Here is a 14,407-nt window from a genome sequence, read left to right as displayed (position 1 = left end):
CGACGACTAAAGGTTCAAGAAGCGATCGCGCAGCTTCTGAAAGAGCCCCTGCTGAAACTGCGACAGGTGCGGCGGCACCGCGTTTTGCACTCGGGACAGCTCCTGAATGAGCTCCTTTGCGCGACCGTTGAGCTTCGTCGGCGTGAGCACCTGCACACCGACCTTGAGATCGCCGCGCCCCGCGCCCCGCAGGTGCGTGATGCCGCGATCTTTGACCGTGATGACCTCGGCGCTCTGCGTGCCCGGCTTGAGCTCCACCTCAACGGGGCCGTCAAGCGACTCGAACATCGCGGTCGTGCCGAGCACGGCATCCGTCATCTGCACTTCGAGTGTCGCGAGCAGGTCGTCGCCGTTGCGACTGAAGACATCGTGATGACGCACCTTGATCTCGAGGTAGAGGTCGCCGCTCGGGCCGCCACCCTGGCCGACCTCGCCCTGGCTCGGCATCTGGAGTCGGAGCCCCGTGTCGACACCGGCGGGGATGTCGACGGGGATCTTGCGGCGCGCGCGGACGCGCCCCTGGCCAGAGCAGGTGGAGCACGGATGCGGGATGGTCGTGCCATAGCCGCGGCAGGTGCCACAGGGGCTCGAGGTCATGACGTTGCCGAGCAGGCTGCGCACCTGGCGCTGAATGAGGCCGGAACCGCCACAAATATCACACGTTGCGAGATCGGTGCCTGGCGCACAGCACGAACCGCTGCACGTCTTGCAGACCACCGCCGTATCGACCTCGATCTCGTGCTGCGTGCCGAAGATCACGTCGGCAAGCTCCACCTCGATGCGCACGAGCGCATCCTGGCCGCGCTCGGTGCGCGATCGTGGCGGGCGGGTGCCTCCACCGCCACCGCCGAAGAAGGTCTCGAAGATGTCGCCGAAGCCGCCACCGAACCCGCCGCCGAAGCCTGGCTGGTCGCCGAGGTCGTACTCCTGCTTGCGCTTGGGATCGGAGAGCACGTCGTAGGCGTGCGTCACATCCTTGAAGCGATCTGCCGCGTCGGCACCCGAGTTCACATCGGGATGCAGCTCGCGCGCGAGACGTCGATACGCCTTCTTGATCTCGTCGGGCGTCGCGCTGCGGTCGACACCGAGCACTTCGTAATGGTCAGCCAATGCGGTTCCTTCAATCGTGATTCTGGGCTCAGGCGGTGCGGGGGTTCATGCCTGATGGTCTTGGGGCCGCTGCAGTTAGTTTTCACTGAGCAGTCGTGACAGGTACCGCGCGACGGCTCGCACCGCCGTCATGTTGCTCGAGTAGTCCATGCGGGTGGGGCCGAGCACCCCGAGGCGGGCGATTTCGCCGCCTGACCCGGTGTAGCCGGAACTCAGGACTGACGCCTCACCGAGACCGTAGGGCTCGTTTTCTCGCCCGATGCGCACGGCGATGGCGCCCATCTCCTGCTCCATCTCTCCAAAGAGGCGCAGCAGCGTAACCTGCTCCTCGATGGCCTCCAGGACAGGATAAATGCTGCCACGAAAGTCGTCCTCCGTGCGGGCAAGGTTCGCGGCACCCGCCATCACCAGCTTGTCGTGTCGGCTTGCGAGCACTTGCTCGCCAAGGCTCCGTGCCACAACATCAACGAAGGCGCGGTGCTTCGGTTCAAACGATTCGGTGAGCGCCTCGAGTCGGGTCGCGGCATCCTGCAGTCCTGTGCCCGAGAGCTCGGCATTGATGCGAGCCCGCAGCTCGCCAAGAAACTCGGGGTCAAGGCCAGACGGCACCTCGAGAATGCGTTGTTCAACCCGGCCGGTGTCGGTGATGAGCACGGTCATAAGCCGGGTTTCGCTGAGCGACACCAGCTCGACATGGCGGATGCGCGAACGCCCGAGCGTCGGGTACTGCACGAGCGCCACCTGATGGGTGAGCTGGGAGAGCAATCGCACGGTGCGGGCGAGCACATCGTCGAGATCGCTCGACTCGCCGAGGAACGCTTCGATCGCATGCCGCTGTGCGGCCGAAAGTGGGCGAAGATCCGCGAGTTGATTGACGAAGAGGCGGTAGCCCTTGTCGGTCGGAACGCGACCCGAGGAGGTGTGCGGGGCCGCGATGAGCTCCTCCTCTTCGAGCTGCGCCATGTCGCTTCGGATGGTCGCAGCCGAGACACCGAAGGAGTGCCGGTCGACGATCGACTTCGATCCGACAGGTTCACGCGACGCGACGTAGTCCTGCACGATGACGCGGAGGACTTCGAGACCACGATCCGAGACCATCCACATCACCCCTTCGCCCTTGGCACTCCGACACGCTGACTGCCAATTCTACCGTCACGAGTGCGATCCCAAGTGATTGCGGCATGCGGCACGGTGCCACTAGGTTATGCAATGCTCACGAACCCTCACCGTTGACCGGCATCCCGATTCCCACAGCGTGGGAGTTCGCCACTCGAAAGGCACGACATGACCGACCAGACCCCGCCCCCCGCTGCTCCGCAGCCGGCAGTCCCGCTCACCGAGACCGAAGACCGGCAGTGGGCTTCGTTCGCACACCTCGGTGGCATCCTCGGCTGGGTTCCGCCGCTCGTCATCTGGCTGATTTTCAAAGACCGCGGCACGTTCACCAATCAAGAGGGCAAAGAGGCTCTGAACTTTCAGATCACCCTCCTCATCGCCGACATCATCGCGTACCTCCTGTGGTTCGTGCTCATTGGCGTGCTGCTGACCTTCGCCATCTGGGTGGTGCGCATCATCTTCTCGATCCTCGCCTTCACCAAGGCAAAAGATGGCGTCGCCTACCGCTACCCGTTTGCGCTGCGCCTCATCAAGTAGGGCAGCACTCGCACAAAGGCCGGGGGATTTTCCCGGCCTTTGTGCGTTTCGCCGGTCGTAGCGCTTTAATGGGCCCATGACGAATGCAGCCCCGCCACCCCCCGGCCAGTACCAGCCCAATCAGCCCATGAGCCCAGCCGACGAGAAGCTGTGGTCGACCCTCATCCACCTCGGCGGCATCTTCTTCGGCTTCATCCCCGCCCTGATCGGGTACCTCGTGCTCAAAGATCGCGGCCCGTTCGTGCGCGAGCACACGCGTTCTGCGCTGAACTTTCAGATCTCGTACACGATCTACGTGATCGCTCTCGTGATTCTCACGATCATCATCGGCATTGTGACCCTCGGCATCGGGCTCATCCTCTTCTACCCGCTGCTCTTCGCGGTTGGTATTGCCGCGCTCGTCTTCATGATCATGGCCGCCGTCAAGGCGAACCAGGGCCTGTACTACAAGTACCCGCTCACGATCGAGTTCATCAAGTAGCGAGAGCGTTCAGTCGAGGAGCCGTCGCACGACGGCATCCGCTAACAGCCGCCCGCGCAGGGTCAGCACTACGGCCCCGCGCAGAGCGGCTGCTGCGTCTGCAAGCCCGTCGGCGATGAGGCCGGCGACCGCAATCCTGCCGCCAGCAGAGAGCGCGTCGAGCGGGATGCCGTCGCGGAGTCGCGCGGTGAGCAAGACACGTTCGACGCCCTGCGTCTCGGCGTCAAGCGTTTCGCGGCCCGCTGCCGGTGACGCCCCGGCGAGGATCCGCCCGGCATAGGCGGCCGGATGCTTCACGTTCCACCACCGCACGCCACCCACATGGCTGTGCGCACCGGGGCCGACACCCCACCAGTCATGGCCTCGCCAGTAGGCGAGATTGTGACGACTGCGGTGCTGCGCGGCGCCATCGACGCTCGCCCCCCTGGCCCAGTTGCTGACCTCGTACCATTCGTAGCCCGCCGCCGCGAGCATCGCGTCGGCGAGCTCGTACATGTCGGCCTGCAGGTCGTCGTCCGGCTGGGCGACCTCGCCGCGTCGGATCTGCCGGGCGAGCTTCGTGCCGTCCTCCACGATGAGGGCGTAGGCCGAAATATGGTCCGGAGCCAAGGCGATCGCGTGCTCAAGCGATTGACGCCAATCGCCGAGCGACTCGCCCGGCGTGCCATAGATGAGGTCGAGACTCACATCGAGCCCGACGTCCCGAGCCCACCCGACGACGTGCGGCACACGCGCTGGATCGTGGGTGCGCTCAAGTGTTGCAAGCACGTGCGGCACCGCCGACTGCATGCCGAACGAGACCCGAGTGAAGCCGGCATCCTTTAGCTGCTGCAGGTAGGCGAGATCGACCGAGTCTGGGTTCGCCTCTGTCGTCACCTCAGCATCCGCCGCGAGCGGCCAGGCCGCGCGCACCGCGTCGAGCATCGACACGAGATCGGTTGCCGGCAGCAGCGTCGGCGTGCCCCCACCGAAGAACACCGTCGAGACCGCGCGCTCGGCGACCCCGGCAGCCTCAAGTACCCGAGCGCCGAAGGCGACCTCGCGGGCGGCCTGCCCCGCGTAGTCGCTGCGGTGCACTCCCCTCAGCTCCTCCGCCGTGTAGGTGTTGAAGTCGCAGTAGCCGCAGCGCACCCGGCAGAACGGCACATGGAGGTACACGCCGAAGTCCCTGGTGTCGGACCCCGCGGCAACCGTCAGCGGAAGGGCGCCGTCACTCGGCGCGGGATCGGCGAGCGGCAGAGCGGAGGGCATCGTCAGTCGACCGGACCAGTGAGCGCCTTGAGATACCGTGCCCGAATCATCCGTTGCAGGCCGACGAGCACGGGATACCCGATGCGCCCCCACACGGTCGCGGGGCGCCACAGCACGCGGAGGGTCAACCACACCGAACCATCCGGCTCGGTGTCGACAATGAACGCCTCCTCGCCGCTGATCGGATGCCCCGGCAGCGTGCCACACGCAAAGCCCTTGCGCGTCGGCTCATCGATGACATAGATGACGCGGACCGGAGAATCGAATCGGAATGGGCCGAACCGCGCCTGGAGCCAGACCGAATCGCCCGCCTTGACGAAGGGCAGACCGTCCGGGCCGTACACTGCCTCGTCGCTCGGGGTTGATGCTGGCCCTACCGGCACACCGCCCGTATCGAAGGTGACCGGCGAGTAGCTGCCCTCCGACACCTCCGGCGGGGTCTCAGTCAGCTTGACCGTGAAGCCGCTGCGAATGGGGATGCCCCACGCGAGGGTCGCATGCCACGCGAAATCCCACCGTGCCGGGCCAGTGCCGACACGGACGCGCTTCTCGAACGGGTGATAGCCGGCCGGGGGGAACGCCATCGCCTCCTGCGTCTGAGTTGCCCCCACCGCCGCGTAGTTGACGGGGAGGTTCCAGAGCGCTTTGCGCGACACTACTTCTTGTCCTTCTTCTCCACGTCACCGCTGAGCGCCGCGATGAACGCCTCCTGCGGCACCTCGACGCGACCCACCATCTTCATGCGCTTCTTGCCCTCCTTCTGCTTCTCGAGGAGCTTGCGCTTGCGGGTGATGTCACCGCCGTAACACTTCGCCAAGACATCCTTGCGCATGGCGCGGATGCTCTCGCGCGCGATAATGCGGGCGCCGATCGCCGCCTGGATGGGCACCTCGAACTGCTGGCGCGGGATGAGCTCGCGCAGGCGGCCCGTCATGAGCACGCCATAGGCGTAGGCCTTGTCTCGGTGCACAATCGCACTGAACGCGTCGACCTGCTCACCCTGCAGCAGGATGTCGACCTTCACAAGATCGGCCTCCTGCTCGCCTGCGGGCTCGTAGTCGAGGCTCGCATAGCCGGCCGTCTTGCTCTTGAGGTGGTCGAAGAAGTCGAACACAATCTCGCCGAGCGGCATCGTGTACTTAATCTCGACGCGGTCCTCGCCCAAATAGTCCATGCCGAGAAGGGTGCCGCGGCGCCCCTGGCACAGCTCCATGATGACGCCGACATAGTCCTTCGGCGCGAGGATGGCGGCCTTGACGATGGGCTCGCTCACGCTCTGAATCTTGCCGACTGGGAACTCGCTCGGGTTCGTCACCGTGATGGTGCGCTTGTCATCGGTCGTGACCTCATAGATGACGCTCGGTGCCGTCGTGATGATGTCGAGATCAAACTCGCGGCGGAGCCGCTCCGTGACAATCTCGAGGTGGAGGAGTCCGAGAAACCCGCAGCGAAAACCGAAACCGAGGGCAACGGAGGTTTCGGGCTCGTAGTTGAGCGCAGCATCCGACAGTTTCAGCTTGTCGAGCGCCTCACGGAGCACCGGGTAGTCACTGCCATCGATCGGGTAGAGCCCCGAGAACACCATCGGCAGCGGCTCGGTGTAGCCGGGCAGCGCCTTCGTCGCGGGCTTGGCCGCCGTCGTCACGGTGTCACCCACCTTCGACTGGCGAACATCCTTCACACCGGTGATGAGGTAGCCAACCTCGCCGACGCCAAGCCCCTTGCTCTGGGTCGGCTCAGGCGAGCTCACCCCGATCTCAAGGATCTCGTGCGTCGCACGGGTCGACATCATCTGGATCTTCTCGCGCGGGTTCAACTTGCCGTCGATCATGCGCACATAGGTGACGACGCCGCGATAGCTGTCGTATACGGAGTCGAAGATCATGGCGCGAGCCGGGGCATCCGCATCGCCGACGGGCGGCGGGATGAGCTGCGTCACCCGATCGAGCAGAGCCGGAACACCGAGCCCCGTCTTGCCCGAGACTCGCAGAACCTCGTCGGGAGAGCCGCCGATGAGACCGGCGAGCTCGCGCGCATACTTGTCCGGGTCGGCCGCCGGAAGGTCGATCTTGTTGAGCACGGGGATGATCGTGAGGTCATTCTCGAGCGCAAGATAGAGGTTCGCGAGGGTCTGCGCCTCGATGCCCTGGGCGGCATCCACCAGCAAGATTGCCCCCTCGCACGCCGCAAGGCTGCGCGAAACCTCGTAGGTGAAGTCCACATGCCCAGGGGTGTCGATCATGTTCAGCGCCACCGTCTGCCCGTCAAGCGACCAGGGCATGCGCACCGCCTGGCTCTTGATCGTGATGCCGCGCTCCCGCTCGATGTCCATGCGGTCGAGATATTGGGCGCGCATATCGCGGTCCGAAACGACGCCCGTCTCCTGCAGCATGCGGTCGGCCAGGGTCGACTTGCCGTGGTCGATGTGCGCGATGATGCAGAAGTTGCGAATGAAGGCGGGGTCGGTCGACGCCGGCTCGAGGGCCTTCTGTGCTTTGGGGCTCACGCGTTCCTCAGGGACATGGTGGGGTGACGTCAGCAAGCAACGCCGTGGATGGACACAGCGATTCTCCCACGGCATGTCGCTGCGCCCGAATCCACCACCTCGCGAGCGAAGAGAAGAATTGTCGAAACGCCCCGCAGACTGGTAATGTTGCCTGTTGGCTTGCGCACCGCGTTCATCCCCCACGATCACCCGGTGCGAACTGCAGCCCCACCAACACTCGTTGCCCTCTACAACGCCGTTGGCATGGCTGCCACACACCGTCGGACACAACAGAAAGAAACACCTTGGCAAATATCAAGTCGCAGCTAAAGCGCATCCTCACCAACAAGAAGGCGACGGAGCGCAACAAGGCCGTCAAGAGCGAGCTCCGCACGGCCGTTCGCGCCACGCGCACCGCCATCGCCGCCGGCGACAAGGATGCTGCCGCCTCGGCACTCGTCGTCGCCACCAAGAAGCTCGACAAGGCCGTGAGCAAGGGCGTCATCCACCAGAACCAGGCCGCCAACAAGAAGTCGGCGATCGCCAAGCAGGTCGCAGCCCTCTAGGCAGCAGCACCGCATCGAACACCCCGTCTCGCAGTGCGAGGCGGGGTGTTCTGCATTTGGTGCGCTACGGCGGGTTTCGATACAGCCCTGGCGGGCCTACTCAACCAGCGGGAACGAGCGGCTGGTTAGCGCTGTGTCTCGCCGCGCTCGGCGATGACGCCCACCATGCGCTCGAGCGCGAACACCGGGTCACGCTCGGCGCCCTTCACCGCAGCATCAGTCTCGGCGAGCACCTCGATGCAACGGCCGAGCCCCGTGCCGCTCCAGCCCTGCAGGTCACGCTTGGCGCGGTCGATCTGCCACGGGGCGAGACCCAGCTGGCCTGCGAGCTGACCAGACCCGCCACGCGCACCCGAAACCTTTGCCATGGTGCGCACCTTCATGGCGAACGCGGCGACGATGGGCACGGGGTCGGCTCCCGACGCGAGCGCGTGGCGGAGCATCACGAGGGCTTCGCCGTGGCGGCCCGCGATCGCGACATCCGCCACCTTGAACGCCGTCGTCTCGACCCGGCCGGAATAGTATTTCTCGACCGTGACCTCGGTGATTTCGGCGCTCGCGTCGGAGATGAGCTGTTGGCAGGCCGAGGCGAGCTCGGCGACATCATCCGCGAACGCGGACACGAGCGCCCTAATCGCCCCGGGGGTCGCGCGCCGCTCGGCCGCGCGGAACTCAGCGGTCGCGAAGTCGATCTTGTCGGTATCGCGCTTGAGCTCAGTGCAGAGCACCTCGATGCCCTGTCCAAGTCCGCCACGAATGGCGTCGAGCAGCTTCTTGCCGCGCACTCCCCCGCCGTGACGCAGCACGAGGTAGGTGCCCTCCGCCGGCTGTTCGAGATAGCCGAGCACCTCTGTGATGAACGCGTCGGTGCACTTCTCGACGTTGGTGACCCTGATCATGCGGGGTTCGCCAAAGAGTGACGGGCTCGCGACCGTGAGCAACTGGCCGGGAGCGTACGAATCGGCCTCGATGTCACTCACCTCAAGGCTCGGGTCTTCGAGCTTCAGCGTGTCGCGGAGCATGCGAACGGCGCGCTCAGCGAGAAACGTCTCGGTGCCGGAGACGAGCACGATGGGCGCTGGACGCACCTTCGACCAGTCGAGCTGCGGAATCGACACCGCCGACTTCGACGAGCCCTTCGCTGCTGGCCTGGCTGCCACGACGCCCCTCCTGCTTGCACGACCCGGCGAACCCGGCGACGATCCAAGCCTACTGTGGAGCACCGACGCGCTCTCGCTCCGTCCAGAGCCCAATGGAGCCGTCCGGCCGCTTCCAGGCGAGCACCAAACCGTGTTCGTCACTGCGGGCCACGCTGGTGCCGACGCGGTCGAGCACCGTCAGGATGCTCTCGGCCGGATGGCCGTAGGTGTTGTCAGCACCGACCCCGATCACGCCGAGCGACGCATTCAGCGCCGCATAGAGCTCGTCGTGCTGGTCTCCGGAGCCATGGTGGGCGACCTTGACGACATCGAGCGCGCCGAGCGCCGCGACATCCGCCCGCGCCTGCGCCAGCATCCGCACCTGCGCTTCGGCCCCAAGGTCACCGAGCAACACACTCGAGAGACACCCGCAGTCGGGGCCGCCCGTCACCGCGAGGACCACGCTCGCGTCGTTGCCCGACACACCTGCGGCAGTGCGGGCGGGCCAAAGCACCGTCCACGTGAGTTCGCCGACGGAGCCTCGGAGGCCCCTCGTCGCGTCGACGATCTCGGCGCCCGAGCGCGCGAGCTCGGCGAGCAGCTGCTCATCGGCCTCAGTGTCGGGGGTCCCCGCGACGACGCGGTCAACCCGTCCGTGCACCGCCTCAAGGCCACCAACATGGTCGAGATCGAAATGCGTGATCACGAGCGTGTCGATGTGATCGATCGCGAGCGAGCCGAGACACGAATCGAGTGCCTCCGGCTCTGGTCCCGTGTCGATGAGCATGACGGATGCCCCGTTCCGAATGACGACCGCATCGCCCTGCCCGACATCGCACGCCGCGAACTCCCACTCGGCCGGCCGGTGCAGCACGGTGCTGAGCCGCTCGCCAGCCGAGACACCCCCGACCACGACGAGTACGGCGCAGAGCGCGAGGCCCCACCAGCGCCGCCGCCGCGCGAGAACGACACCGAGTGCGAAGAGTGTGAGCACGGCGGCGAGAATGAGACCCACAACGCCCTCTCGCCACTCCAGGCGGCTGCCGGGAAGCGCGGCGAACATTGTCGCGACCGCCGCAATCCACGCCGAGGGCAGCCAGGCGATCCATGCCACCGCTTGCGCGAGCCACGGCATGATTGGCGCGAGCAGACAGGCCACGAGCCCCAGCACGGTCGCGAGTGGTGCGGCGGGCGCGGCGAGGATGTTGGCGATCACGCCGTAGACGGGAATCGACGGCTCGAGCAGGATGAGCACCGGTTGGCACGCGAGTTGCGCCGCCAAGGGCACCGCGATCACGAGCGCGATGGGCATCGGCATGAATCGGTGAAGGCGAGCTGCGAGTGGCCCGGCGAGCACAAGGAGGCCCGCTGTAGCGAAGACCGAGAGGATGAACCCGTAGCTGCGGGCGAGCCAGGGGTCGATCGCGAGCAGGATGAGCACCGCGAGGGCGAGCACGGGCACGCCAGCCGCTCCCCTGCCCATCAGGCGTGCGACGAGCACGGCGACCGCCATGACGGTTGCGCGCAGCACGCTCGGCTCTGGCGTGACGATGAAGACGAACACCGTCAGCGCGAAAAGTGCGGCGACCGTCCGCTGCCATCGGGCAAGACCGAGCATGGCGCCGAGGGCGAGAATGAGCCCGACCACAATGGCACAGTTCGCCCCGGACACGGCGGTGAGATGGGTGAGCGAGGCACCCTTCATGGACTCGTCGAGCGCGCTGTCGACGGCGCTGGTGTCACCGATTGCGAGTCCGGGCAGCAGACCGGCGCCCTGCCCCGGCAGCACCTCCACGAGATCTCGGAACCCGGCGCGCAGCTCCCCCGCCCACGCCACCGGCCCCTGCGCTCCCTCCGAAACCTCAATCTCCCCGCTCGTGAACAACAGAAACGCGGATGCATCATCCGGAGCGGTCGCCGACAGCGACCCCGACGCGCTCACCCGATCGCCGACCTCGGCGACGCCGTCGAACTGCGCGAACATGGTCACCGGCACGTCGACGTCGAGCTCGCTCCCCGCGAAGCGCACCGTGTCGATGTCGGCGCGAACCCTGATCGCTGCGTCGCCCGGAGTGACGACCGCCTGCGTCAGGGTCGCCTCGACCGTCAGATGCCGCGACTCCGCCGCCGCCTCAAGCAGCGCCGGCGGTCGGCGTTCGTCGATCGCGGCTGCCGCGGCGCCGAGCAGCAGGGCGGATGCTGCGAAGCCGAGCGCGACGACCGCGACGACCCTGCCGCCCCGCGGGTGACGCCGACGACGCACGAGCGCCGCCACGACCGCGACGACCGCGAGTGACCCCGACGTGAACGCCCCCACGACAAGCGCCCCGTCGATTCCGATGGCGGCCCCGAGAATCGCCCACGCGGCGGCGACCGGCACCGCGAGTCGGAGGTCGTGGGATGCGACGGGTGGCGTGACATCCGGCTCGTCAGCGACCTGGGCCTGGCCAGGGGTCATGCCGCTCATACCGTGATGAGCGCGCGAAAGCCCTCGAGCGTCTTCTCGCCGATGCCGGAGACGGCGAGCAGGTCGTCGATGGTCGTGAAGCGGCCATTGGTCTCGCGCCACTCGATGATGCGCGTTGACAGCGCTGGGCCGACTCGCGGCAGGGTTTCGAGCGTCGCGGCATCGGCCGTGTTGATGTTCACGAGGCCGTCTGCCGGTGCACCGGCGGCACCGACCGGGTCGGGATCGGCGCCGACGACCGGCACCGCGATCTGTTCACCATCGGAGATGAAGCGGGCAAGGTTGACAGCGCCCCGGTCTGCGTCGGCCGTGAAACCGCCGGCGGCTGCGACGGCGTCGACCGCGCGCGAGCCCTCTGGGAGCTCGTAGAGCCCTGGGTTCACGACGGCACCGAGGAGGTGCACATAGATGCCCGCGGCTGGAGCCGACGATGCGGCGGCGGCGGGTGACTCGATCGTGGTGGTGTCACCACGATCGCTGAGCGCCGACACGAGGACTGCGATTGCGAGGCCAAGCAGCACGAGCACGATCGCCGCACCGACCCCGACCCGGAGCCGCCCTTGGCCTGACCGCGCCAGGAGCCCTGCCGCGGCCTCCGAGAGCGATGTGGACCCGTGAGACGCCATACGCGAACGCTAGGTCGCGCCGCGGAGTCGATGACGAACCGTCGCCGCCGACTGTTGGGTGCCGCGCCGCCGCGAGGCAGTGGAGGAGGCTAGCCCTTTGTGCTGATGCTCACGATCTTGGGGGCACGCACGATGACCTTCACCACCTCGCGGTCGCCGATCGCCCGCTTCGCACCAGCAGAGTCGAGTGCGAGGCGCTCGAGCTCCGCCGGGTCGATCTTCGGGTTCACCTCGAACTTGTCGCGCACCTTGCCATCGACCTGCACGACCGAGACCACCGACTGCTCGACGAGCAGCACGGGGTCGGCCTTGCGCCAGCCGAAGTGTGCGATCGAGCCCGTGTAGCCGAGCCGCTCCCACATGTCCTCCGCCGTGTATGGCGCAAACAGGCTGAGGCCGAGCGCGACCGCCTCCGTCGCCTCACGAACGGCGGCGTCTCCGCCACCCGGGCCACTGTCGATCGCCTTGCGGGTCGCATTCACGAGCTCCATGAGGCGGGCCACGACGACGTTGAACTTGAACGACTCGATAAGGCCAGGCGCGTCGGCAAGGTAGCGGTGGGTCACACGACGCAGGGAGTCGTCGCCCGACTTCCATTCGACCTCGGGCGCACTCGTCACATCGCCGGCGAGCCGCCAGGCGCGAGCGAGGAACTTCGCGGAACCCGCTGGCGAAACATCCGCCCAGTCGATGTCATCTTCGGGCGGGCCGGCGAACGCCATCGTGAGGCGAACCGCATCAACACCGTGCTCGTCGAGCTGCTCGCTCAACTGCACGATGTTGCCCTTGGACTTGCTCATCGCCGAACCGTCCATGAGCACCATGCCCTGGTTTAGCAGGGCGGAGAACGGCTCCGTGAATGTGATGTACCCGAGGTCGTAGAGCACCTTCGTGATGAAGCGCGCATAGAGCAGGTGCAGGATCGCGTGGGTCACGCCGCCCACATACTGATCGACCGGCGCCCACTTGTCGGCCTCGCGCGGGTCAAAGGCCTTCGTGTCATCGTTCGGGTTGAGGAAGCGCAAGAAATACCACGAGCTGTCGACGAACGTGTCCATGGTGTCGGCGTCACGCTTCGCCGGCGAACCGTCGATCGGATGCGGCACATTCACCCAGTCTTCGGCCGCGCCGAGCGGCGACGAACCCTTCGGCTTGAGGTCGAGCCCCTCCGACGGCGGCAGTACGACGGGGAGCTGGTCCTCCGGCACCGGCACCATTGAGCCGTCTTCGCCGTGGATGATCGGGATGGGGGTGCCCCAGTAACGCTGACGGGAGATAAGCCAGTCGCGGAGTCGATAGCTTCGGGCAGCACGGCCAGTGCCGGCAGTCTCGAGCTGCTCGATGACGCGCTTGATGGCGTTCGACTTGCTCAAACCATCGAGCGGTCCCGAGTTCATCATGCGGCCCTCGCCGCCCAGCGCTTCGCCCGTCACTGCCGGGTCGATGGAGGGCAGATCGGGAAGAATCGGAACCCCCTGCTCATCCGTTTCGATGATGGGGATCGCGCCAGTAACGGGCGCGTTCGTGTCGACGACGACGCGCACCGGCAGCGCGAACTTCAGGGCGAAATCGAGGTCGCGCTGGTCGTGAGCCGGAACAGCCATGATGGCGCCGGTGCCATAGTCGGAGAGCACGTAGTCCGCCGCCCAAATGGGGAGACGCTCGCCATTGACGGGGTTGATCGCGTATCGGTCGAGGAATACGCCGGTCTTCTCGCGCGAGGCATCCTGCCGATCGATCTCGGTCTTCTTCTGCACCGCCGTGAGGTAGGTGGCGAACTCGGTCTTGACGGCATCCGTCGACCCGGCGACCAGCTCGGCCGCGAGCTCCGAATCCGGAGCGACGACCATGAAGGTCGCGCCGTAGAGGGTGTCTGGGCGCGTGGTGAACACCGAGACCCGCTCGCTGCGGCCCTCGATCTCGAAGTCGACCTCGGCGCCGATGGAGCGGCCGATCCAGTTGCGCTGCATCGCCAGCACCTTGCTCGGCCAGCTGCCCTCGAGCTGGTTCAGGTCATCGAGCAGGCGATCAGCGTAGTCGGTGATCTTGAGGTACCACTGCGTGAGCTTCTTCTTCTCGGCGATCGCGCCGCAGCGCTCACAGGCGCCATCGACGACCTGCTCGTTGGCGAGCACCGTCTGGTCGTTGGGGCACCAGTTGACCCACGAGGCTTTGCGATAGGCGAGACCCTTCTCGTACATCTTGAGAAACAGCCACTGGTTCCACTTGTAGTACTCGGGGTCGCTTGTGTGGAGCACGCGGTCCCAGTCGAATGACGCCGCATAGAGCTTCATGCTCCGCTTCTGCTGGTCGATGTTCTCGTAGGTCCACGCCCGCGGGTCGATGCCACGCTTAATAGCGGCGTTCTCGGCCGGAAGGCCGAACGAGTCCCAGCCGATAGGGTGCAGCACGTTGAAGCCCTGCTGTCGCCAGTAGCGTGCAATCACGTCACCGAGGGCGTAGGCCTCCGCGTGGCCCATGTGGAGGTCGCCCGAAGGGTACGGGAACATATCGAGCACGTACTTGCGCGGCCGTGAGTCGTCGCCATTGGCGGTGCTGAACGGCTTCGTCTCGTCCCAGACCGCCTGCCACTTCTCCTGCATGGTGTGGAAGTCGTATTCGGGTCCGT

Annotated in this window: 12 protein-coding genes; 3 read left to right on the top strand and 9 right to left on the bottom strand. The window is 66.3% G+C overall.

The genetic code is table 11. The annotated features are described in order from the left end of the window. Positions 1-6: 6 nt before the first annotated feature. Positions 7-1,110, bottom strand: a complete 1,104-nt coding sequence (gene dnaJ / locus ACY48M_RS03195) for a molecular chaperone DnaJ (protein ID WP_462818790.1) — start codon at positions 1,108-1,110, stop codon at positions 7-9. A 75-nt stretch (positions 1,111-1,185) separates the two neighbouring features. Continuing rightward, entirely contained in the window at positions 1,186-2,208 is a 1,023-nt protein-coding gene (gene hrcA, locus ACY48M_RS03190; protein WP_462818789.1) for a heat-inducible transcriptional repressor HrcA, read from the bottom strand. Between the two features lie 186 nt (positions 2,209-2,394). Between hrcA and ACY48M_RS03185 the strand changes: the two genes are divergently transcribed. Then, a complete protein-coding gene (locus ACY48M_RS03185; RefSeq protein ID WP_462818788.1) occupies positions 2,395-2,763 on the top strand; it encodes a DUF4870 domain-containing protein in 369 nt (122 codons plus the stop codon). Between the two features lie 76 nt (positions 2,764-2,839). Further along, positions 2,840-3,244, top strand: coding sequence for a DUF4870 domain-containing protein (locus tag ACY48M_RS03180; RefSeq protein ID WP_462818787.1), 405 nt, complete (start codon positions 2,840-2,842; stop codon positions 3,242-3,244). A gap of 9 nt (positions 3,245-3,253) precedes the next feature. Here the strand turns inward: ACY48M_RS03180 and hemW are convergent, their stop codons facing one another. Genes hemW through lepA form a run of 3 tightly spaced genes read right to left on the bottom strand, consistent with a single transcriptional unit; the run spans position 3,254 to position 7,001 of the window. Next, positions 3,254-4,495, bottom strand: a complete 1,242-nt coding sequence (hemW, locus tag ACY48M_RS03175) for a radical SAM family heme chaperone HemW (protein ID WP_462818786.1) — start codon at positions 4,493-4,495, stop codon at positions 3,254-3,256. A 2-nt stretch (positions 4,496-4,497) separates the two neighbouring features. After that, positions 4,498-5,151: a DUF1990 family protein gene (locus ACY48M_RS03170; protein ID WP_462818785.1), complete on the bottom strand. Its 654-nt coding sequence runs from the start codon at positions 5,149-5,151 to the stop codon at positions 4,498-4,500. Continuing rightward, positions 5,151-7,001, bottom strand: a complete 1,851-nt coding sequence (gene lepA, locus ACY48M_RS03165; protein ID WP_462818784.1) for a translation elongation factor 4 — start codon at positions 6,999-7,001, stop codon at positions 5,151-5,153. The genes ACY48M_RS03170 and lepA overlap by 1 nt, the downstream gene beginning before the upstream one ends. A 284-nt stretch (positions 7,002-7,285) precedes the next feature. Here lepA and rpsT point away from each other — a divergent pair, with 284 nt between their 5' ends. Beyond that, positions 7,286-7,546, top strand: a complete 261-nt coding sequence (rpsT, locus tag ACY48M_RS03160) for a 30S ribosomal protein S20 (protein ID WP_462818783.1) — start codon at positions 7,286-7,288, stop codon at positions 7,544-7,546. Between the two features lie 125 nt (positions 7,547-7,671). Here rpsT and holA read toward each other — a convergent pair whose 3' ends face one another. The 4 genes from holA to leuS form a co-directional block, all read right to left on the bottom strand. After that, a complete protein-coding gene (holA, locus tag ACY48M_RS03155; RefSeq protein ID WP_462818782.1) occupies positions 7,672-8,706 on the bottom strand; it encodes a DNA polymerase III subunit delta in 1,035 nt (344 codons plus the stop codon). Between the two features lie 49 nt (positions 8,707-8,755). After that, on the bottom strand, positions 8,756-11,143 hold the full coding sequence (locus tag ACY48M_RS03150) for a ComEC/Rec2 family competence protein (RefSeq protein WP_462818781.1): 2,388 nt from the start codon (positions 11,141-11,143) through the stop codon (positions 8,756-8,758). A gap of 5 nt (positions 11,144-11,148) precedes the next feature. After that, the gene (locus tag ACY48M_RS03145) at positions 11,149-11,778 is read right to left on the bottom strand and encodes a ComEA family DNA-binding protein (protein WP_462818780.1); all 630 of its coding nucleotides are present in this window, start codon (positions 11,776-11,778) and stop codon (positions 11,149-11,151) included. 89 nt (positions 11,779-11,867) lie between these two features. Then, positions 11,868-14,381, bottom strand: a complete 2,514-nt coding sequence (gene leuS, locus ACY48M_RS03140) for a leucine--tRNA ligase (protein ID WP_462819247.1) — start codon at positions 14,379-14,381, stop codon at positions 11,868-11,870. Positions 14,382-14,407 lie beyond the last annotated feature (26 nt).

Source organism: Homoserinimonas flava (assembly GCF_054969005.1).
Note: the sequence above shows the minus strand (reverse complement) of the source record. Positions and strands in the feature narration are given on the sequence as shown.

What these genes read in the sequence shown, in the direction of transcription:
- hrcA (WP_462818789.1), bottom strand. Translation starts at nt 2,208, where the DNA reads ATGGTCTCGGATCGTGGTCTCGAAGTCCTCCGCGTCATCGTGCAGGAC.
- ACY48M_RS03185 (WP_462818788.1), top strand. Translation starts at nt 2,395, where the DNA reads ATGACCGACCAGACCCCGCCCCCCGCTGCTCCGCAGCCGGCAGTCCCG.
- ACY48M_RS03180 (WP_462818787.1), top strand. Translation starts at nt 2,840, where the DNA reads ATGACGAATGCAGCCCCGCCACCCCCCGGCCAGTACCAGCCCAATCAG.
- hemW (WP_462818786.1), bottom strand. Translation starts at nt 4,495, where the DNA reads ATGCCCTCCGCTCTGCCGCTCGCCGATCCCGCGCCGAGTGACGGCGCC.
- ACY48M_RS03150 (WP_462818781.1), bottom strand. Translation starts at nt 11,143, where the DNA reads ATGACCCCTGGCCAGGCCCAGGTCGCTGACGAGCCGGATGTCACGCCA.
- ACY48M_RS03145 (WP_462818780.1), bottom strand. Translation starts at nt 11,778, where the DNA reads ATGGCGTCTCACGGGTCCACATCGCTCTCGGAGGCCGCGGCAGGGCTC.
- leuS (WP_462819247.1), bottom strand. Translation starts at nt 14,381, where the DNA reads ATGCAGGAGAAGTGGCAGGCGGTCTGGGACGAGACGAAGCCGTTCAGC.